At 42.2% G+C, this 20,735-nt stretch carries 17 protein-coding genes and 1 tRNA gene; 5 read left to right on the top strand and 13 right to left on the bottom strand.

Features of this window, described 5'->3' with window-relative positions:
* Positions 1-24: 24 nt before the first annotated feature.
* The 12 genes from D1164_RS24215 to D1164_RS11535 all read right to left on the bottom strand — a co-directional run bounded on the left by D1164_RS24215 (position 25) and on the right by D1164_RS11535 (position 11,709).
* Positions 25-399 carry a DUF3795 domain-containing protein gene (locus D1164_RS24215; protein ID WP_119350144.1) on the bottom strand — a complete coding sequence of 125 codons (375 nt, stop codon included), beginning with the start codon at positions 397-399 and terminating at the stop codon, positions 25-27.
* A gap of 475 nt (positions 400-874) precedes the next feature.
* Complete coding sequence (locus tag D1164_RS11585) at positions 875-2,698, bottom strand: (Fe-S)-binding protein (RefSeq protein WP_119350143.1); 1,824 nt, start codon at positions 2,696-2,698, stop codon at positions 875-877.
* Positions 2,698-3,048: a 4Fe-4S dicluster domain-containing protein gene (locus D1164_RS11580; protein WP_119350142.1), complete on the bottom strand. Its 351-nt coding sequence runs from the start codon at positions 3,046-3,048 to the stop codon at positions 2,698-2,700. The genes D1164_RS11585 and D1164_RS11580 overlap by 1 nt, the downstream gene beginning before the upstream one ends.
* Positions 3,035-4,084, bottom strand: coding sequence for an FAD-dependent oxidoreductase (locus tag D1164_RS11575; RefSeq protein ID WP_172594433.1), 1,050 nt, complete (start codon positions 4,082-4,084; stop codon positions 3,035-3,037). The genes D1164_RS11580 and D1164_RS11575 overlap by 14 nt, the downstream gene beginning before the upstream one ends.
* A 1-nt stretch (position 4,085) precedes the next feature.
* Positions 4,086-5,159, bottom strand: coding sequence for a heterodisulfide reductase-related iron-sulfur binding cluster (locus tag D1164_RS11570; RefSeq protein WP_119350140.1), 1,074 nt, complete (start codon positions 5,157-5,159; stop codon positions 4,086-4,088).
* A 1-nt stretch (position 5,160) separates the two neighbouring features.
* Positions 5,161-5,859, bottom strand: coding sequence for a 4Fe-4S dicluster domain-containing protein (locus D1164_RS11565; RefSeq protein WP_119350139.1), 699 nt, complete (start codon positions 5,857-5,859; stop codon positions 5,161-5,163).
* A 148-nt stretch (positions 5,860-6,007) separates the two neighbouring features.
* Positions 6,008-6,424 (bottom strand): acyl-CoA thioesterase, encoded by a 417-nt coding sequence (locus D1164_RS11560; RefSeq protein WP_119350138.1) that lies wholly within the window; start codon positions 6,422-6,424, stop codon positions 6,008-6,010.
* Positions 6,421-7,464 carry a glycosyltransferase family 2 protein gene (locus tag D1164_RS11555; protein WP_119350137.1) on the bottom strand — a complete coding sequence of 348 codons (1,044 nt, stop codon included), beginning with the start codon at positions 7,462-7,464 and terminating at the stop codon, positions 6,421-6,423. The genes D1164_RS11560 and D1164_RS11555 overlap by 4 nt, the downstream gene beginning before the upstream one ends.
* 9 nt (positions 7,465-7,473) lie before the next feature.
* Entirely contained in the window at positions 7,474-7,950 is a 477-nt protein-coding gene (locus tag D1164_RS11550; protein WP_119350136.1) for a hypothetical protein, read from the bottom strand.
* A 107-nt stretch (positions 7,951-8,057) separates the two neighbouring features.
* Positions 8,058-8,864 carry an inositol monophosphatase family protein gene (locus D1164_RS11545; protein WP_119350135.1) on the bottom strand — a complete coding sequence of 269 codons (807 nt, stop codon included), beginning with the start codon at positions 8,862-8,864 and terminating at the stop codon, positions 8,058-8,060.
* Between the two features lie 42 nt (positions 8,865-8,906).
* The gene (mtaB, locus tag D1164_RS11540; RefSeq protein WP_119350134.1) at positions 8,907-10,208 is read right to left on the bottom strand and encodes a tRNA (N(6)-L-threonylcarbamoyladenosine(37)-C(2))-methylthiotransferase MtaB; all 1,302 of its coding nucleotides are present in this window, start codon (positions 10,206-10,208) and stop codon (positions 8,907-8,909) included.
* Positions 10,209-10,374: 166 nt separating this feature from the next.
* Positions 10,375-11,709 (bottom strand): PhoH family protein, encoded by a 1,335-nt coding sequence (locus D1164_RS11535; RefSeq protein ID WP_119350133.1) that lies wholly within the window; start codon positions 11,707-11,709, stop codon positions 10,375-10,377.
* 108 nt (positions 11,710-11,817) lie between these two features.
* Between D1164_RS11535 and D1164_RS11530 the strand changes: the two genes are divergently transcribed.
* Positions 11,818-13,113, top strand: a complete 1,296-nt coding sequence (locus D1164_RS11530; protein ID WP_119350132.1) for a bifunctional folylpolyglutamate synthase/dihydrofolate synthase — start codon at positions 11,818-11,820, stop codon at positions 13,111-13,113.
* A 79-nt stretch (positions 13,114-13,192) separates the two neighbouring features.
* Positions 13,193-13,267, top strand: a tRNA-Val gene (locus D1164_RS11525).
* 87 nt (positions 13,268-13,354) lie between these two features.
* On the opposite strand, the gene D1164_RS11520 is transcribed toward D1164_RS11525, so the two are convergent.
* Complete coding sequence (locus tag D1164_RS11520) at positions 13,355-14,371, bottom strand: LacI family DNA-binding transcriptional regulator (protein WP_119350131.1); 1,017 nt, start codon at positions 14,369-14,371, stop codon at positions 13,355-13,357.
* Positions 14,372-15,123: 752 nt separating this feature from the next.
* Between D1164_RS11520 and D1164_RS11515 the strand changes: the two genes are divergently transcribed.
* Genes D1164_RS11515 through D1164_RS11505 form a run of 3 tightly spaced genes read left to right on the top strand, consistent with a single transcriptional unit; the run spans position 15,124 to position 20,722 of the window.
* Complete coding sequence (locus D1164_RS11515) at positions 15,124-16,287, top strand: IPT/TIG domain-containing protein (RefSeq protein WP_119350130.1); 1,164 nt, start codon at positions 15,124-15,126, stop codon at positions 16,285-16,287.
* A gap of 24 nt (positions 16,288-16,311) precedes the next feature.
* Entirely contained in the window at positions 16,312-19,245 is a 2,934-nt protein-coding gene (locus tag D1164_RS11510; protein WP_119350129.1) for a SusC/RagA family TonB-linked outer membrane protein, read from the top strand.
* Positions 19,246-19,273: 28 nt separating this feature from the next.
* Positions 19,274-20,722, top strand: a complete 1,449-nt coding sequence (locus D1164_RS11505; protein WP_119350128.1) for a RagB/SusD family nutrient uptake outer membrane protein — start codon at positions 19,274-19,276, stop codon at positions 20,720-20,722.
* Positions 20,723-20,735: the final 13 nt, after the last annotated feature.

Genomic DNA, 20,735 nt, shown 5'->3' with positions numbered 1-20,735 from the left:
CATTTTGCTATGTGCTACGCTTTATTATTTTCCTGTTTTTACTGTCACCCAATTTTTATCAAACATATATCTCACAAATTCAGCTTCCCCTTTTTCCTTTATCATCTCAATACCCAACCTTCTGTTTGTCCGCGTTATAAACTGCCCAAACCGAATCATCAATGGATTATATTTTTTGCAATCCTTTACAGATTCATATACATCACAGCCGGCACATGAACTAATGCCTTTTTCAATGCAACAAGGTCTCACTTTACATACTTTATATCCAACGGCACAGCGGGGTGATTCTCCCTTGCAGCCCAAGCACTCTTCTTTTCTATACTTGGGGCAGGCTCCGCAGTAAAACCCACAATAAGAAATGAGATGTAGGTCTGATTTTTTGTCTGCACTTTTCATAATTTAGTCGATTAGCTTAGTTTCGATAAATAGTTGATGTCAGAAAGAACGGATTCGTTCTTATTACTTATCTGTATACCAACATCTTCAGTAAACCTTTCAATTTCCGGCAAGTTCACTTCGGTTGGTCTATTTATTTTGTTTTTGAATACAACTATTTCATTCATACCTTCATTTTCCTGTCATCTCATAAAGGCTGCACACAATTCTCCTATCTGTTCACACTTTCCGCATCTACGAAACAACAGATGTTAGATATATTCATGCTTTGGTACATTTATAAAAATCGATGGTTGCTTTCTGGTTTTCGGGGACTAAATATAAAAAATATTTGTTTTAAGAAGCAAACTAAAAACATCATTTGTTTAAAACCCCGGGGAAGCATGCCTTATGTTAGTTACAACCTGTCACTGCTTTTACACCCCAATTGAATGGTGATGTTCGTTGCGATTTGTAATCGCAACTCCCCGTCACACTAAACCAATTCTTCTGCAAACGCCTCTTCCTTCACACTGGCTTTCACCGGCACAACTTCCGCTGATTTGCGGATAGAGCTAACCACAATTTCAGCAATGTCCATTACCTCAATTCCTCGATGGCGGGCAAAAGTTTTTTTACATAATGGGCAGGCCGTGGCCAGTACATCGGGCAAATACTGCTGGTAATCCTTCACTGCCTGGTTACGCAGGACAGCGCGTTCCTGCTGTGAAATTTTCAGGTTTCCCAGGCTACCTCCGCAACAATGGGCCATCTGTTTTTCATTTTTTACCGGGATAACTTTTCCGGTGGCGCGCAGAACTTCGCGCGGCGGTTCGAACATCCCCATCCCACGCCCCAACTCACAGGGATCGTGATATACAATCCGGGTGGTTGTTTTTCCCGGGAGGATAATTTGTTCCCGGATAAGCCGCGAAATATATTCGGCATGAAACAATACCTCCACATTCCCTAGTTCGTAATCTTCCCTGAAAACCTTGTAACAAATAGGACATGAAACCACCAGTGTTTTTGCCCCGGAGCCCAAAATCTTGCGGGTGTTATTGACAATGAGTTTTGAAGCGGCATCATGCTGTCCGGCAAGCATCAACGGGCGGCCGCAACAGGGAGCCTTTTCCTCGTCCATAAACCAGACATTTTCTCCGGCCATGTGAAAAAGAGTTTTCATTGAAGCGATAATTCCCGGAGTCAGATGCGTCATACAACCCGCAAAATAAATGGTTGAGGCTTTCCGGGCAGGCAGGTCTTCGAGGTAGTTATACGATGAGTTATACTGCAACGTTGATTCAATGCGCTGGGTAATCCGCAAGTCGATGGTATTGATTCCCACCGGACAATCCACTTCGCATTTTCCGCAAAGCAGGCAGTTAAACAGTTGCTCATCAGTGAGATTATTATTACGAATGTTTTTCAGAATGTAAACTGATTGGGCGTGGTTGATTCCCGCAGCAGCCATCTGGCAGTTGTCGAGACAAAGACCGCAGCGTGAGCAGGAAAAAACCTGAATGTCGGTGTAGGTGTTGTTCCGTTTTTTCAGCCTGATTCCGGCATTTCGCACAAAAATGAGCAACACTTCCGTCGGAATATGCATATAACGCGAATTAGGCAATGCGGCAAAAAAGAACCCCAGTGCACAGGAATAAGCGGTCCAGAGAACAAGATTTGTAGATTCAGAACTAAAACTTCCGATAATATGACCAACAGAAGAAGTAAGGAAACTTCCATTTCCGTAAAGTTCGGCCGACATCCCTTCGGCCAGCAGTCTCAAAGGAAAAATCAGCCAAAGGGAAGTGAGTGCCATGCGGTCGCCGGTCTTCAACCGTGTCGTTTTCTTCATTCCAAACAGTTGTTTTTTGAACCGTTTCAGCATGGCCAGCGCAACACCGGAAAGAACTATCAGCAGAAAAAAATCCATCAAAAAAGAGAAAATACCAGAAGCGAAAAATGTCGTCCCTGTTTCGAAATAGCGAAAAAACACTGGCAGGTAGAAGGGTACGAGCAAAGAACGACGGGCAGCCATCACTTCGATGTGTCCGAGCACAATCAGTAAGAACCAGCCAAAAGCCAGGCTCATGTGCATATACCCCAGCACCGGATTTTTCCGGAATATTTTGCGGTGCAGCAGTCCTTCATAAAAAACTTCTTTCAAAGAACGCAGCATCCGCCGTATTTTAAACGACTGCACCAGTCTGAGTTTATCGAGTTTCGACAGCCCGCGGACCCATTTCACAAAACGGTAAATTAAAACCAGGGTCAGGTAAATAAGCCCTACGGTAAACGGTATGATGATAAAATTTTCCATTACACCGGTTGGTTTTCGGTTTTCAGCTCTGAAATACGTTTTTTAATAAGCAGTATGACATTGCGGATGTTAATATCGCGCGGACAAACAAGCGTACACTTTCCGCAAAACATACATTTTTCAATCTCCTGCGACAGTTTTTCTGTTTCGCCACGACGCAACCATAACCCGATTTTCCGCACATTAAAATTGGTTAGGTTCCCGGCGCTGCAGGTAGCTGTGCATCCCCCGCAGGAGATACATGTTACAAATGAGGGTTCATATTCGAGGACATAAAGCAGCAACCGATCGTCAAAATTATCGAAATCGATTTGCCGGGATCCCGGGTTCAAAAAACTAAAATCCTCCATGGTTCTTATCTGTTCTCAAAAAATTCATTACTTCCAAAGCCGCCGAACGGGCATTCTCCAGGGTTTCATTTACTGCCATAGGACAGATGGCAGTCCCGGCCATAAAAATACCTTCCTGCGTACCCACGTTACGGGCTTCGTGCATATTTACCGACCTGAAAAAACCGTTTTCGTCGGGTTTCATTTGGTTATTCCGCATCAGACTGCTGTTCGACAGGGCGGGTTCCATTCCTACCAAAAGGATGACCAGATCCACATTCATTCGCAACGGCCGTCCCTGCAAGGTATCTTCGGCCTTAAGCTGAAGGCTTTTGTCGGGGCGCTCGGCAGCTTCGGACAAACGCCCGCGGATAAACTGAATTTTATGCCGTTTTTGGGCCTCAAGATACAAACTGTCGAATTTTGAACCATAAAGCCGCAGGTCCATGTAAAAACAAAATACTTCGCATTCGGGAAGCATCTTGTTGATTTCAATAGCCTGCTTAATGCCGGTGATACAACACACTTTGGAGCAGTAGATGTTACCGACCTTGGCATCGCGTGACCCAACACAGTGGATGATAGCCACCCGCCGGGGTTCAGTTCCCTGCAAAGTGAGCAGTTTGCCGTGTTTTTTCATCCGTCGTTCAAAATCGACCGAAGTAATGACATTGCTAAACAACCCGTATCCGTACTCTTCTTTAAGGGTAGCATCGAAAACGTGAAATCCTGATGCCACAATAACCGCATCGGCAAAAATCTTCACATCACGCTGGTCGCTGAGTTCAAAACGTCCGTTGTTTCTTTCGATATGACTGATTTCAGTATGGCACACCACATTTACTCCTGCCCGGACAGTTTTTTTATCCAGGTTTTCCACCACAACCCCGGGTGATGAAAAGTCCGGGAAAAGGTGATGCCAGTCGTTCAGTTTTCCACCAGTGGCCTTTTGTTTTTCAACCAGGGTTACTTTCAGTCCCTGCCGGGCCAGAACAGAAGCAGCTTCCATTCCGGCGATTCCCCCGCCAATCACGGCAACATGTTTGTTCTTCATCATCTCAGTTGTGTGGATTAAAACATCCGGTAAAAAGCGGTTCATTAATATATTTCCCGTTTACTCCGGCAAACTTCTGAGCCGGATCATACACAATTCCTATTTTTTGCAGCAGAGGCTCCACATCCACCTGGTGCATTTGCAATCCCAGATCTTTCCAGGGATCGTAACCCAGTACCAGCCCTGCCAGCTCCTCATGCGAAAGCACTGGAATCCCGTTAGTGCCGCCGCCATAAGTTTTTCCTTCAATTTGCGCCAGGGTGTACTGCCAGCGGTCCATAAACATATTGCAACCGGGACAGTTGGTCAATATGGCATCGGGCCGGTACGGCTCCATGCTTACAAACTTCTTACGGGAATTGGAAATAGAATAACTCCGGTTATTTTTTATCAGGTAGTGCCTGAAGCCGAAACCGCAGCAGTGGCGACGCTCAGGATAATCGACCGACTCGCCGCCCCAGGCTTCAATCATGCCGGTAAGCACCCGGGAATACTCTGAGCCACCCACACTCTTTTCTGGAAAAATTTTGGCGTAGTGACATCCAATATGATCCACAATTTTCAGGGGTTCCCCGGTTTCGCGATGGACAAGCCGGTAGCGGGCCTGACGGGCAATTTCTTTCCTGAATTTATAGATAATATCGCAGGAGTGGGAAAGGTTTTCAGGCATTTCAAATTCTCGTCCGGTAGCTTTACGCAGGTTTTCACCGGCTTTGGCCATCTCGTCCGGAAATTGCTTCCAGGTGGCCAACACTTCATTGTAACAACCAAATGACGTAATACACGATACCGCACAGTTTTTATATCCTTTTTCTGCCATTAACGAAAACTGCCGGGCAATAACCGTTTGGAGCGTTTCAAACGGAACAATGTCGGCATGGTAGCCAATTCCCGTACAAGTAGTGTGACGGGGATCGTCATAAATATCTTTCCCCAGATTTTTCTGAAGAATGGAAAGAAATATCTTTTCGGCTGCGGGGTTGAAGTTCTGCCGGATACAACTTCGTAAATAAAAAAAGTGGTCATCCGCAATCTCCTTATTATGCTCGCTCCATCTGGTTTTTGTTTTTGTTTCCATTTTAAATCTCCTGCAATAAATGTTGCGTATACTTTTCCATATCGGCTTCTCCGTTTTCGTTCACAAATCCCAGCTCCAGCGCTTTTATTTTACTGAAATGTTCAATGGTTTCGTAAAATTTCAATCCTCCGCTTTCCTTAAAAATACGGTGTAATTCGCCGAGGTCTGCACCGGATATCTTTCGCATGGCGCCGGGACCGTCTCCATTAAGGTTGGCTCCCACAGAGGCATACACCTCGCCCATGTTTTCGTACACCCACTTCCACACAGGTCCCTGCTCCGGATGGTTTTCCGGCATCAGGATGGTTGGATGAACGCAGTACCCGTAATTCAGGATATTCATTCCGATATTTTTTACAATCAGGTATTGCTGCCGCCCCATTCTGCTCTGTACAAAAGCCCCTGTTTCCTGAGACACCTTCCGCAAAACACTAATGATTAACCCCGGACAATTATTTCGGGGGCAACGGGTTTTGCACGACATACACTGCCCGCAGTACCAAATGGTGTCACTTTCCAGCAGAGTAGCTATTTCCTCTTCGTTACCCGACTGCACAGTAACAGCAATACTCCGCGGATCGTATTCGAAATATTCGGCAGCCGGACAAATAGCCGTGCAAATTCCACAGTTCATGCAGGCTGTCAGGCCTTCTTCAAGCCGCACATCACTTTTTAATAAGCTGTTTAATTTTGAATGCATGATGCTGACTGCATTTTAACTACAAAGGTTCCAAAATGCAGGCTGGCCGAAAACCGTTATTAAACGTATTTTGCATCTACGTATTTATACGTAGGCGCAAAATGCTTTGTCCTGAAAATGTTGGTGATAAAAACTGAACCCGCGGATTTTATTCGATAAGAAACTGTTCGAATGCTTCGCGGTTTTTTGCGGAGAGACGCGCAGGACGCATGGTTTTACGATCGATAAACAGGCCCTTTTGCTTTGCGACGGCACACAATTCTCCTTTTTCATTCAGGAACCGAAAAGCCATAATGGCCGAAGCATTGTTCAATTTTGAAATCCAGGTTTCAACGGTTACTGTGTTATCCAGAAACAATGGCTTTTTGTATGCAATGGTTGTTTCGGTAAGTACGGGAACAATGCCCTCTCCGTGCGCCAGGTTGGTTACCGGAATGCCCATGGCTTCGAGCAGTTTTACACGTCCGTTTTCCAGCCACTGGACATAAACGATGTTGTTAACATGACCCACAAAATCAATATGATAGGTATAAACCTTTTCTTCAAAAGTTAATTTTCGGTTCATTTTTCCGGATTAAAATGTAATTCTGAAAACCTTCTTTTTCTCTGAATAAAAAATTTCCACATGATGCTTTTGGGGTAAATTTCTTTGTGCTCACTCACAGTTATCTGCAGGAGCATTTTTTTACGCTTTTGAATGAGACTTCCCAGGTTCCGGTAAAAAGATGCATGTGCTTTTACCACCGCCCAAAAACTGTAAAAATGGAACCCCAAAATAAACTTGACAGCTGCCACCCCATCCAGTACCATTCGGGCAAAAAAGATACGGCGAAACTGATTCCTGGGCAGGTTTTTAAACAACATAAACAGGTTGTTCCGAAAATTGAGGTAAACTTTTTTGGGGCTATTGTAGGACAACGTACCGCCGCCAAGATGAAAAACCACACTTTCAGGCTGGTAGCCGATTTTATATCCCTGACTTTTGAGGCGCCAGCAAAGATCGATTTCTTCCATGTGGGCCCAAAAATCACTGTCGAATCCTCCTACGTCCCTGAATAGTTTTGCTTTAACGACCATACAGGCGCCACTGGCCCAGAAAAGGGAAGATGGTTGGTTATACTGCCCCAAATCAGGTTCCATGCGGTTCAAAATACGGCCGCGACAAAAGGGGTAGCCAAACTTGTCGATAAAACCACCGGCTGCTCCGGCATATTCAAACTGATGTGGACTTTCGTAACTCAGGATTTTAGGTTGGACGGCTGCCATTTTTTCATCCTCTTCCAGTATTTTGATACAGGGAGCCAGCCAATTGGGGGTTACTTCCACATCGGAGTTGAGCAAAACAAAATAATCCGCCTCCACCTGTTCCAGCGCCCGGTTGTATCCTTCAGCAAAACCGTAATTTTTTTTCAGCTCAATGATTTTAACTTCAGAAAATTTTTCCTTCAGCAAACCAAGCGAGTTGTCTGTGGAACCATTATCGGCAATATAAATGGTTGTATTTGGGCTTGAAGCATTGTGAATGACGGATGGCAGAAAAGTACCAAAAAGCTTTTCTCCGTTCCAATTGAGTATTACAATAGCAATTTTAGCGTTTTCCGGCATAAAAACAGTTTAAGAAGTAAGGAGTTTGGCGATAGTGGCTGCCAGGTTTTCAACCGGAATGGTCTCCAGTATTTTGGCCACTTTTTCTGTCTTTTCCGGGTCGTCGGAACTCAGCAAAGTATCAATCTCCTTCACCTGCCTGCCTGTTAATTCATCATCAAGCAACTCCTTCATTTTTAACTTTTCCTGTTTTCCCCGGGGTAAACCCAGGGTTTCCAACTCTGTAATGATAGCTCCCAGAATTTCTTTCGCCTGAATCCTTACCGGATCCTTATCTTTGGTTGAACCACCCGCATAAGTATCGCGCAGGCTCCAACTCGAATAATCGTAATGTAAATTGTGTATCATTTTCAACTTGGGACTGTCTTTTCCGAAAATACGTTCCAGAAAAATCTCAGTGTGATTTTTCCAGGCTTCCAGATCGAACTTTTTCTCGTCGAGCCGGGCGATCTGAGTTTTTAACAAGGCAATCTCTTTTTCGGCCATGGCTTAAATTTTAGTCATTGAAAAATATACCTGAAAAATACAACTAAAATTTGTATTGACCATTGAATTCAGCTTTCACAAGTTTGGACGAAGACATAAACAAACGCTTAATTTCCCAAATGTTTATGAACAACGGTATAAAATTCACCAAAAAAATTGTTGCTTGCCGCCACAATTTCGCCCCCGAAAAGCCAATTATTTTCCCCGTTAAAATCGGATACTTTTCCGCCAGCCTGCTGCAAAATAAAAACCCCGGCAGCCACATCCCAGGAGTGAAGCGCATGTTCGAAAAAACCATCAAAACGACCAGCTGCCACATAGGACAAATCTACGGCAGCAGACCCAAAACGGCGCAAACCCCGTGTGTGTTCCATTAAATAGCGCATGGCAGCTATGTAATCATCAACCCGGTCGAAAGCATAGTAAGGGAAACCGGTGCCAATCAGCGTGTCCTCTATTTTTGATGTAGGGGAAACCTTGATTTCTTTTCCATTCAAATAAGCCGGGCTGCCTTTCCAGGCGTAAAACATTTCGTTTTGCCCCACTTCGTAAACCACGCCCACTACAAGTTCATCGTCCTCCAGCAGGGCAATACTTACCGAGTGGGGCGCAATGCCGTGAATAAAATTGGTGGTGCCATCCAACGGATCAATAATCCATCTGAACTTTTCATTCGAATGGCTGGCTGTACCTTCTTCGGTAATAAAACCGCTGTCCGGAATCAGTTCCCTCAACGCGGCCACAATCCGGGATTCTGCTGTTTTATCGACATAAGTAACCAGGCTGGAAACACTTTTCAGTTCCACATCCTTTTCCGAAATTTTTTCACGTTCACCCCGGATAAAGTTTCCTGTTTCGCGGGCAATCTCCTGTACCTTACGGCAAATAAGTTGATAATTGATACTATGTGTCATTTTTTTTGAAATTAATGCTAATGGAACCTGTATTTGGGAAGGTCAATCAAAATTAACGGCTACATGTCCGTTGGGCAGAATGGATTGAAGTCTCACGCGTTGCATTTCATTTATCAAATCTTCCCTGAAAGGAGTTTCCACCTTAATATAATTTTCGGTGAATCCGACCATCTCTTCCCCGTTCTTTTTCGACTCGAACAATACTGTTTGGTTCGTATTCAGATGTTTCTCATAAAATGCCCTCAGCTTTTTCTCTGAAAGATTGATGTACATCTGGGTACGGCGTTTACGGTCCTCCACCTCCACTTTCCAGGGGATTTTAAGCGCCTGGGTACCGCTTCTTTCGGAGTATGTAAAAGCATGCAACTGCGAAATTTCCAGCCCGTTAATAAAATCGTAGGACTCCTGAAAAAGCGCTTCCGTTTCACCGTTTGTCCCGGCAATTATATCCACCCCAACAAAAGCGTGGGGAATCAATTCACGAATCCGCTGGATGCGTTTGGCAAACAACCCGGTAGAATATTTACGTTTCATCAGCGACAGCACCTCATCGGAGCCCGATTGCAGCGGGATATGAAAATGCGGCATAATCACTTTTGATTCGGCCACCAGTTTAATAATCTCATCTTTTAAAAGGTTGGGCTCAATGGATCCCAGACGCAAACGGTGCAATCCGTCCACTTTTTCCAGGTTTTTCAGCAAATCCAGAAAATTTTCACTGGTTGTTTTTCCAAAGTCACCAATATTTACGCCCGTCAGAACAACCTCCTTGTAGCCTTTCTCCACTGCTTTGCGAGCCTCTTTCACTGTATTTTCAATGGTATCGTTCCGGCTTCTCCCACGGGCATAAGGAATGGTACAAAACGAGCAGTAATAATCGCAACCATCCTGAATCTTCAGGAAACTGCGGGTGCGATCGCCCCATGAAAATGCTTTATGGTAGCTTTTTATATTGGCCAGCCGGGTAACCTTTATTTCGGTGGACTTGCGTTTTTCGAGATTGCCGAGGTAGGCAGGGATATTAAATTTTTCCTGGGTTCCCAACACCATATCAACTCCTTCAATATGGCCCACCTCTTCCGGTTTCAACTGTGAATAGCAGCCCACCACAATCACCATGGCATTAGGATTTCTCCGCACCGCCTGCCGTACTATATTCCGGCTGGCTTTATCTCCCTGGTTAGTAACAGAACACGTATTGATTACGTAAACATCGGCCTCCTCTTCGAAACCTACCCTTTCAAACCCTACTTCTTTGAAAGTCCCGGCAATAGAGGAAGTTTCAGAAAAATTGAGTTTACATCCCAACGTATAAAAAGCAGCTTTTTTCCCTTCGTAATTCATTTAAAATCTTTTTAACCTGTATTATACAAATTTGTTTTAATAAAGTTTATGCACAGGTTAATTTCGACTCAGACGAACTTGATTCTTTGTAAAAAATGTAACGAATCCCTGTCAGTGGCCAAATCAACTGCAAAAATAGAAAAAAGCTGTTGATGTCAAAAAGCGCTCAAAGCAGGTTACTTGCCAGTTCGGCCAGGTAACTGCGTTCTCCTTTCACAAGATTTATGTGGGCAAAAAGATCCTGGTTTCGCATGCGGTCGGTCATATAGGCCAGGCCATTCGATTTCATATCGAGGTAAGGAGAGTCTATTTGCTGCAGGTCACCGGTAAATACCATTTTGGTCCCTTCGCCGGCCCGGGTAATGATGGTTTTAATTTCATGCGGCGTTAAATTCTGGGCTTCATCAATGATAAAAAACGAATTGGATAAACTGCGTCCCCTTATATACGCCAGCGGGGTAATTACCAGTTTTTCTTCCTTTTGCAACTCTTCAATCTGCAGATATTCCTTACTTCTCGGGTTAAACACATGTTTTATTACCGAAAGGTTATCAAACAACGGCTGCATGTACGGATTAATTTTTTCGGAAGCATCTCCGGGCAGGAAGCCCAAATCGCGGTTACTGAGCGCCACGATGGGACGGGCCAGTAAAATCTGGTCAAACGATTTGTGCATTTCGATGGCGGCAGCCAACGCCAGCAACGTTTTTCCCGTACCTGCTTTCCCGGTAAGCGCCACCAACTGGATTGTGGGATCCATTAATACATTCAGGCTGAATGTTTGCTCGGCATTGCGCGGTTTAATTCCGTAAGCTGACTTTTTTTCTACCCGCTGCATCCGTTTGGAAGCGGCATCAAAACGCCCCAGCACACTCGAATTGTTTCCTTTAAAGATGAAACATTCATTGGGTTCCGGCCTTACTTCCTGTTTTATCTCCTCTACTCCAACCGAACCATTTTCATACATTGTACTGATTAAAGTATCGTCAAAATTATCAAAGGTGGTAATGGTTTTAGACAACACATTTTCATCGGTAACCTGGTCGGTTTTGTAATCCTCTGCCGAGATCCCCAACGATTTGGCCTTCATCCGCAAATTAATGTCTTTGCTGACCAAAATGGTTTTTCTCTTCGGATACGATTGGGTCATGTATTCGGCAATTGCCAGGATACGATGGTCGGGAATATCTTCCCGGAAAGAAGTCTTTAATGATTCTGAAAAAGGTTTTCCCGTTTCAATACGCAATTTCCCTTTTCCTTTCCCCAGCGACTTACCCCCGTTAAATAATTCGTCACCCACAATTTCATCGAGCACCCTTACAAATTCCCGGGCCTGGTAATTAATAAGGTCGTTTCCCCTTTTAAATTTATCCAGTTCCTCCAGTACGGTTATCGGAAGAATAATGTCGTTATCCTGAAACTGATAAATACAGGTATGATCGTGTAAAATAACATTCGTATCAAGAATGAAAATCTTACTTTTGCTTGTTTTACTTAACATCGTTTTTAAATTGAATTTCCGAAATGTAGATAAATTAATGGTATTTATACACGGGTATTTCAATTTTTAATAAACTTGCAGCGGTTAATAAATTTTAATTTTCTTTAGGTGGACTACACAGAAACACTTGACTTTTTGTTCTCCAGGTTACCAATGTATCAGCGAATCGGACCTGCCGCTTACAAAGACAACCTGGACAATACCCTCAGGCTCGACAATTATTACGGAAACCCGCACAGGCATTTTAAGACCATACATGTGGCCGGCACCAACGGAAAAGGTTCAGTCTCCCACATGCTGGCAGCCGTTTTTCAGGCAGCCGGATACAAAACCGGTCTTTATACATCGCCACACCTGAAAGATTTCAGGGAACGGATACGGATAAACGGTGAAATGATTTCGACAGACGAGGTGGTAGAATGGGTAGATACATTCAGAACTAACAATGAATTGTGGAAAATTGAGCCCTCCTTTTTCGAACTCACGGTAGCAATGGCTTTCGATTACTTCGCACGACGTCAGGTGGACATTGCCATTGTGGAAGTTGGATTGGGAGGAAGGCTTGATTCGACCAATATTATTACCCCTGAAGTAAGCATTATTACCAACATCGGGCTGGATCACACAGCCATTCTGGGCGATTCGCCCGAAAAAATTGCCCTGGAAAAGGCCGGCATTATTAAAGCAGGTGTACCAGTTGTAATCGGAACTTCACAGACTGAAACAAAACCAGTTTTTGACGAGGTTGCTGCCCTAAAACTGGCTCCTTTGTTTTATGCCGACCAGGAATATTCGGTCGCTTATGCCCTGACAGATACTGACGGGAACCAGTTACTCTCGGTAGAAAAAAACGGGGAAACACTTTTTTCTCAGGTAAAACTTGATCTAAAAGGAATGTACCAGCAAAAAAATCTTCCGGCCGTGCTGAAAACAGTGGAACTACTCCGGCAGATGGAATGGGAAATTTCGGATGAAAGCTTACTGCTTGGCCTGGCCATTGCAAAAAAAATGACGGGGCTTCAGGGCCGCTGGCATATTTTAGGCTACAACCCGCTTTTAGTATGTGATACCGCCCACAATGCAGAAGGAATGACAGAGGTTGTCAGCCAGTTAAACCAAACTCCCTGCAAAAAACTTCATATCGTTCTGGGGGTGGTAAACGACAAGGACACAAAACGTATCCTAAGTTTATTGCCGCCAGATGCTGAATACTATTTTACCCGGGCGGATATTCCGCGCGGCCTGGACGAAAAAGGACTGGCCCTTTTGGCTTCCGAATACGGATTAAACGGAGCAACATTTTCCTCGGTTGAAAAGGCTTTTGCTTCTGCCAGAAGCCGTGCCGACAAAAACGATATCGTCTTTGTGGGGGGCAGTACTTTTGTTGTTGCAGAAATTTTATAAATTATTTTTGCAAAACTGAAAATAGGTTTTATATTTGCAGCGCCTTTCAGGGAAGGGCAAACGTTCTAAAAAGAATAAAGGGAGCATAGCTCAGCTGGTTCAGAGCACCTGCCTTACAAGCAGGGGGTCACTGGTTCGAATCCAGTTGTTCCCACTTAAAAGAAAAAGAGCTGCAAAAAAATGTTTTTTGCAGCTCTTTTTCTTTTAATAACATTCCGGATTGTTTGCTTCTGAAAAACAACTATCTCATTTTCCCAACAGATTCCTTTATTTGTATTTTGGGTTTAAGCAACACCTGACTGGGTTTAAAATCGCCATTGTCTAATTTCGCAAAAAGAAATTTGATGGCTATTTTACTGATGTCACTAACAGGCTGCGCAACACAAGAGAGAGGAGTCGCCAAATAATCGAGGTACGGGTGTTCGTCAAATGTTATCAGCGAGATGTCATCCGGGATACGGATATTTTCTTCTTTTAAGGCTTTCATACACCCCATTGCAATGGTATTACTCAGGGCAAACAGGGCCGTTGGCCGCTTCCCTTGCTGAAGCAGCAATTTCGTTTCAAGGTAACCATTCTGCACGGTAAAATCGTCGCCAACCACACTGTAATCATGTAGCCCCGCATCATTCATTGTTTCTGTAAAACCTTTTACCCTCAACTTGTTTGGAGTAGAAGAACGAACCCCCTGTATACAGGAAATAGCTTTGTGTCCGTTTTCGACTAAGTGCCTGGTAGCCATTTTAGCCCCTTCGTAATTATCAGTTGAAACATAAGGAATATCCAAATCTTCAAAATAACGATCGACACAAACCACAGGCAACCCCTCTTCATATAGTTCCTGAATGTGCTCCCAGTGGTCACTGCAGGGGGCAATAACCAGGCCTTCGATATTCCGTGCCCTTAATTGCTCCAGCTCCATTTTTTCAATCTCCGGGTTTTCGTCGCTGTCGCTAATAATAGTAATGTAGCCAAACCTCCTGATTTCAGCATTTATTTCGCTCGCAATAGATGCAAAGAATGGGTTACTGAGCGATGGAAGAATAAGTGCAATGGTATTGCTTTTTCCGGTACGCAGGTTGGCGGCAAAATGATTGGGAACATAATGCATCTCTTTAGCTGCCTCTTTTACTTTTTGCTGCGATTTTTTACCAATGCGGTATTGTTCGGCCTTTCCACTTAAAACCCTTGAAACAGTTGTTGTGGAAAGTCCAGTCTTTTGTGCGATGTCTGTTATACTTACTTTATGTGTGGCCATAGCAAATGTACAATCGTTTACGCAAATATAGCCATTTATGTTAAAAATTCAACAAAAGGAAAAATATATTACAAAACACTCACCCACAATAGTATTAGCACAAACACAACAAAAAAACAAACAAGTCAGTCTACAATTGCCTGCACAGACATATCAGAATTCTACAATCAGTTTTTAGTAAAAGAATAATGACAAATTGAATTATTGAGATATATGATTAGGCTAGCTGCAGTGACGCGGCGCACACAAAACACTAGAAAACAAACAACTAAAAGACAACACCAAAAGCAATCTCAAAAAAGAACAAAGATTTTTTCACTTTTCTGCGCAAACGTTTGTACAAATAGTTTCTGTTTCCTATGTTTGCAGAATATTAATCAATTCTCTATTACAATGAAACAAGACAATAAACAAAACCAAAAAAAAAATACAAAATAACAAGTTACACCTCATCAGAGAGCCGTTGGTATTTTTTTCATGAGAACTTCTTCTACTGTTAAGCCTTCCTGTTTCGTAAAGCAGGCGGTAACAACTGTTCATTTTTAGAACAAAAATATTGAAGAAGAATTTTTAGAGGTCGAACTATTAAAGGTTATCCAAAATATGACCTTGTTCAATTAATACAATTTAGATAGTATTATCACAAAGTTCATTTCAATTCATTTAGATATGCATCCTTACTATTCAGCCAGACGAATGACGTCACATTTTATTTTTTATTCCTATTTATCAACATTTAATCAATAATAATAATGAAAAGAATTTCTAACTTAATCTTCATCTTCTTTACACTTTTACTTATAACAACAAGCTGCAAAGAGGATGAGGCAACCATTCTGATCGGAGATGCAATTTCTCCTGTTATAAAGTACGTGAGCATGCCATCTCAGAGCAGCACCATTCCTGGCAGGAATGTTTATATTAATGGTATTGGCTTTTCTTCTGAAGATTCCATTTCTTGCCGATCCTTAGAAGAGGAAGCTGATTTTACTGCCCCTGTTATGTCCGCAGACAACTACGGGATTAAAATTTTTGTCCCGGAGATTGCAGGCGGTGAGTACGAAGTGTCAGTTACGCGTAATAATCTGACAACGGTTCTTGGCGAACACCTTTTTGTAGCCTTTGTCTTCACTATTGATAATCTTTCGGTCCCTGCATCTGCCGAATCTGGGGAAGATCTTGTTATAACTGGTGAAGGATTTATGAATGGAGATCAAGTACTTTTTGAGTCAGACTATTATCCACAAGGAATTTCTTATGTTGCAGAAACAGATATGGCAACTGATGGAGTATCTTTTACCGTTCCGGACGGATGCTACGGAATGAATAATATTACTCTTCTACGGGGGAAAAAAACCTGTAATATGGGTACCATTAACATTCCGGTAAATGTAGGCGATCAAATTGGAGGCGGAGTTGTGTTTTATACTTCAGATAACGGAGTTCATGGTTTGATTGCAGCACAAGAGAATGTTGTGAATGAACAAGTATTTGGCCCGAGCATTCAAGTGGATCCATATGCATCTGGTGTATCGGAAGATATTTTTACAGGAAAAAACAATACTGATATTTTGATTGATGGCATTGCATTGTGGCGTGCTGCAGGAAACTCGGCAGAACCCACTGTCGCAGAACTATGTGGCCAATATTCTGTAGAAATTAATGGAATTATATATAATGATTGGTTCCTCGGCTCCCTCAATGAAATGACAGAATTATTCAATTACAGGGCCACTCTTGCAAATGCCTACGAATTTGTACCGGCTCAAAACTACTGGACCTCATCTGTTATTCCCGGCTCTAACTGGGCATGGGCATACCACTATGTAAACTTCTGGGAATCAGAAACACTAATTACAGGTGCAGCTCCATGCGATGTTTGGGCAATTGCAGCAAGACCAATTCGTCAATTTTAACAAAAAACTAGTTCAAAAATAATTATGAAAAGAAATATTCTGGTATTATTAATGTTTTTGGGAAGCTTTTCTATTGCTTTTGCTCAAAACAGAGTCTCAGGAACCGTAGTGGATTCTGAATCAAATCCATTAGTGGGTGTTACTGTTATTATAAAAGGGACCCAAACAGGGGTTACAACTGATGTAAATGGGCAGTATTCAATGAATATTGCTAAAAATGACATCCTGGTATATTCGTTTATTGGAATGATTAAACAGGAGATAACCTACAACGGACAGGGAAAAATCAATGTGAGCATGATTCCTGACAACTATGACCTTGAGGATGTTGTAGTTATTGGATATGGAACCTCAAAAAAGAGTGACCTGACGGGCTCTATAGCATCCGTTAAATCAGATGACCTTAAAAACACTAAAGTAGGACTAGCAGGCAATGCCCTTCAAGGGATGGCAGCGGGTGTTCAGGTTACTCAGCCAAGTGCAAAACCCGGGGCAGACGCATCCATTGTTATACGTGGGAAAGGCTCTGTAAATGCTGGTAATTCCCCTTTAGTAATAGTCGATGGTATTCCGTCTTCACTTGGAGATGTTGCAACCGGAGATATTGAATCAATCGAAATCCTTAAAGATGCATCAGCAGCATCAATTTATGGAAACCGCGGATCAAATGGTGTAATTCTTATCACTACCAAAAAGGGATCAGCTGGTAAAACAAGGGTTTCTTTTAATGTTCAGGGAGGAGCACTCAATATGATGAACAAGATGGATTTAATGAATTCGCAGCAATATTATGATCTTGTGACAACATCAGGACAGAATTATACCTGGACTACTGCTGAATTGTTGCAACTCAGTCGCGGAGAAACAACCGACTGGCAAAATGCGGTAACCCAACCTGGAAGTTTTCAAAATTACAACGCCACCGTTTCGGGGGGCAATGAGAAATCAACCCATTTTCTTGGCCTTGATTATTATGATCAGGAAGGTGTTGTAAAAAATTCGTGGTATAACCGGTTAACCTTACGTTATAATAACGACAGCAAACTGAATGACTGGATAAATATGGGAGTGCGCTTTAACTTCATGGAATCTAAGATTAAGAATATAAACGAAGAATCAGATGAACTTTATGGAACCATGTATAGTGCAATATCTTCTCAGCCTACGGCTCCAATCTACGATACCGATGGAGAATACTTTGACGGGTTTCTGAATACAAAAGCAAACCCTGTTGCAATTGTCAATCTTCTGGACCGCACAACCCAAAGAACGAACATGAACGGCTCCTTTTATATTGAATTTGAGCCTGTTGAAAAATTGAAAATAAAGACAGATAACGCCGGACAGATGGGATTCAATGTTACAAATGAATACGAGGATCCGCGCATGGGACAGCACTATTCTTCTGAAGGAGTTGCAAGTATTTCCAACAGCAAAAATCGTTACTGGCAAACAGAAAACACCATTACCTACGAAAATAGTTTTGATGTACATAAAATCAAGGTAATGGGAGGAGCTTCAGCATCAAAATCGGAATACCAACATTCTTTAGCTCAGGCTAAAGGAATCGATCCCATTACAAAATATTATAATCTTGGCGGAGGAAGTGAATATGGTCCTAACAACTCTTATGCTTCAGCATCTACCCTAACTTCTTTTTATATCCGGGCAAATTATAATTATAAAGAGCGCTATTTACTTACGTTTACCATGCGTGCCGATGGTTCTTCAAAGTTCGCTCCGGGGCACCGTTGGGGATATTTTCCTTCTTTGGCTGCTGCATGGAGAATTACTGAAGAAGACTTCATGAAAAATTTTGATAAAATCGATAATCTAAAATTACGCATAAGCGCGGGAATGCTTGGGAATCAGTCCATCGGGGACTACAGGTACTCGGCACTTGTTTCCAGAGGGGGTGAAAACAACAACTATGTACTTAATGGAAACCTTTATACCGGTGCAACATATACCTCTATTAGCAACCCTAATTTAACCTGGGAAAAATCAAGCCAAGTTGATATCGCCCTTGATTATGGATTCTTTAAAAACCACATTGCCGGTAGTATTGAATATTATTATAAACGATCTACTGATCTTCTATGGTCTGTTATATTGCCTCTCGAATCCGGATACCAATCTTCGCTTACAAACGTAGGCATCCTGGATAATAGTGGTATTGAATTAACGATTAATACAGTCAATGTAAATACATATAATTTCCAATGGACTACTTCTTTCAATTTCACTTATAACCATAACAATGTAGTTGAACTTTATGATGGTAAAACGGATATCAATAAAAGTATTTTCATAGGTCATTCACTGGGTGAGTATTATTTGCTTGAGTCTGATGGAATTTGGCAGATGAATGAATCTTCGGAGGCTGCAATTTATAATGCGCAGCCTGGAGACAGAAAAATAAAGGATTTGACTCCGGATAATCAAATAAATAGTGATGATCGCACATTTTGCGGACAAAGTACTCCAAAGTATTATGGAGGAATGTCAAACACTTTCAAATATAAAGGGCTCGACCTTGTTGTTTTCATCAATTATGCAGGTGGTTACTACATAAACAACTCAATGCTCCGCTTTTTTAATTCTTATAATACCTGGGGAAACTCAAGTGTTGATTATTATAATAACTACTGGAAGGAAGAGCGCCCGAGCAATAAATATCCTGCCCCAAGAATTGGAAGTTCATACTCCAATGGAGACGGAACAAATGCCAACCTCGAAGATGGTACTTTTATCCGGATAAAAAACCTGGAGCTTGGTTACACTCTTCCTCACAGGTGGACTGATAATATAAAAGCCACTAGCATACGTGGCTTTATCTCCGTTCAAAACCTGTATACTTTTACTAAATATTCAGGATATGATGTTGAAGCTTCCCAGCAGTCCAACACCTATCCAGGAGCCAGGGCATTTATTGGTGGTGTTTCAATTAATTTTTAAGCGTTGTCAAAAAAGTAAATAAAACATTATGAAAAAATTATTATATATCATAAGTATAACTTTTCTGCTGGTTTCTTCAATGTCCTGTGAAGATTTCCTGGACGAAACGGCCAAAAGTTCGCTAACTCCAGAAAATTCGTTTACTACTGCAGAAGACTGGGATGCTGCTTTAATTGCTGCTTATGCAAAACTCCAGGAGGTTACTGGTGAAAAACTCCCGATTGTTTTAGGTGAATTTGGGACAGATGAGGTTCAACCTTATGATTTGAGTTGGGCAGCATATGTTGAATTAATGTACTATACTTATACTGCAAATCATCCCTTTTTATATAATCATTACGTATTTTGCTACGAGGGTGTAAAGTGTGCCAATATAATAGTTGACATGCCGGATAATACATCTATTTCCAATGAACAGAAAAATTCGATGATTGCGCAAGCCAGGTTCTTACGCGGAATATTTTATTTTGAACTAGCCAGAATGTATGGGCGGGTACCAATATGGACATCGGCTTCCGTTGATAAAAGTGAAATTGCCAAACCACGGAGTGAATCGGTTGATGAAGTTTATGAACTTATTACAGAGGACTTGCACTATGCTGCCGAAAATCTTCCTGAACAATGGACTGAGAGTAACGACAAAGGTCGTGCTACAAGTTATGCTGCCAATGCATTATTAGGTAGAGTTTATTTGCAATGGGGTAAATCTGCTAAAGCACTTGAAGCACTAAATAAGGTCATTGGGAATTTTCATTTGTATCAAAACTATGCAGATATTTTTGACCCTGAGCATAAAAATGAAGAGTATGAGAATATTTTTGAAGTTCAGTGGAGTCATTCTGGATATTGGGGGCTTGAAGGGAGTATACAATCCTCATACTGGGGACCACGGGGCGGAGGTGGCCCTACAGCCGGAGGTTTTGGTTGGGGAGGTTTTGGACCAACTCAATATCTTTACGATTCGTATGACAATAATGACAGAAGGAAAACGGAATTCTTCTGGACAGAGTATAAAGGAATTGTTCAGTCGCCACCTGCTACAAAAAAATATTACGATGCAAATTATGGCAATCAAATTGAAGATGACGACTTAAATTATATATATATGCGTTATGCCGATGTACTTTTAATGGCTTCCGAAGCATTGAATAACCTGGATGATTCATCTGGTAAAAAATATGACTATTTAAATGAAGTACGTACCCGGGCCGGTTTAGCAAGTATAACAGAAAGTGACGGATTGTCTGTGTCCGAATTTTCGGATGTTTTGTTAGAAGAACGCTTACATGAACTGTGCTGTGAACGGCACCGTCGTTTTGACTTAATCCGCTTCAGAAAGCTTAATGAACAGGTACAGACTGCTTATCCCGGAAATGGGATTAACATTGGGTCGAATCAGAAAACAGTTTATCCCATTCCGCAAATTGCTATTGATGCGAATGATGCAATGAAGGGAGATCAAAACCCGGGATATTAAATTGCCAAATAAA

The sequence above is a fragment of the Mariniphaga sediminis genome, assembly GCF_003573545.1.
Lineage (GTDB): Bacteria > Bacteroidota > Bacteroidia > Bacteroidales > Prolixibacteraceae > Mariniphaga > Mariniphaga sediminis.
This window is presented reverse-complemented; position numbering and strand designations above follow the sequence as displayed.

Excerpts from the sequence above, each read along its gene's own strand:
- D1164_RS24215 (WP_119350144.1), bottom strand. The coding sequence starts at position 399 with ATGAAAAGTGCAGACAAAAAATCAGACCTACATCTCATTTCTTATTGT.
- D1164_RS11585 (WP_119350143.1), bottom strand. The coding sequence starts at position 2,698 with ATGGAAAATTTTATCATCATACCGTTTACCGTAGGGCTTATTTACCTG.
- D1164_RS11580 (WP_119350142.1), bottom strand. The coding sequence starts at position 3,048 with ATGGAGGATTTTAGTTTTTTGAACCCGGGATCCCGGCAAATCGATTTC.
- D1164_RS11575 (WP_172594433.1), bottom strand. The coding sequence starts at position 4,084 with ATGATGAAGAACAAACATGTTGCCGTGATTGGCGGGGGAATCGCCGGA.
- D1164_RS11570 (WP_119350140.1), bottom strand. The coding sequence starts at position 5,159 with ATGGAAACAAAAACAAAAACCAGATGGAGCGAGCATAATAAGGAGATT.
- D1164_RS11565 (WP_119350139.1), bottom strand. The coding sequence starts at position 5,859 with ATGCATTCAAAATTAAACAGCTTATTAAAAAGTGATGTGCGGCTTGAA.
- D1164_RS11560 (WP_119350138.1), bottom strand. The coding sequence starts at position 6,424 with ATGAACCGAAAATTAACTTTTGAAGAAAAGGTTTATACCTATCATATT.
- D1164_RS11555 (WP_119350137.1), bottom strand. The coding sequence starts at position 7,464 with ATGCCGGAAAACGCTAAAATTGCTATTGTAATACTCAATTGGAACGGA.
- D1164_RS11550 (WP_119350136.1), bottom strand. The coding sequence starts at position 7,950 with ATGGCCGAAAAAGAGATTGCCTTGTTAAAAACTCAGATCGCCCGGCTC.
- D1164_RS11545 (WP_119350135.1), bottom strand. The coding sequence starts at position 8,864 with ATGACACATAGTATCAATTATCAACTTATTTGCCGTAAGGTACAGGAG.
- mtaB (WP_119350134.1), bottom strand. The coding sequence starts at position 10,208 with ATGAATTACGAAGGGAAAAAAGCTGCTTTTTATACGTTGGGATGTAAA.
- D1164_RS11535 (WP_119350133.1), bottom strand. The coding sequence starts at position 11,709 with ATGTTAAGTAAAACAAGCAAAAGTAAGATTTTCATTCTTGATACGAAT.
- D1164_RS11520 (WP_119350131.1), bottom strand. The coding sequence starts at position 14,371 with ATGGCCACACATAAAGTAAGTATAACAGACATCGCACAAAAGACTGGA.
- D1164_RS11515 (WP_119350130.1), top strand. The coding sequence starts at position 15,124 with ATGAAAAGAATTTCTAACTTAATCTTCATCTTCTTTACACTTTTACTT.
- D1164_RS11510 (WP_119350129.1), top strand. The coding sequence starts at position 16,312 with ATGAAAAGAAATATTCTGGTATTATTAATGTTTTTGGGAAGCTTTTCT.
- D1164_RS11505 (WP_119350128.1), top strand. The coding sequence starts at position 19,274 with ATGAAAAAATTATTATATATCATAAGTATAACTTTTCTGCTGGTTTCT.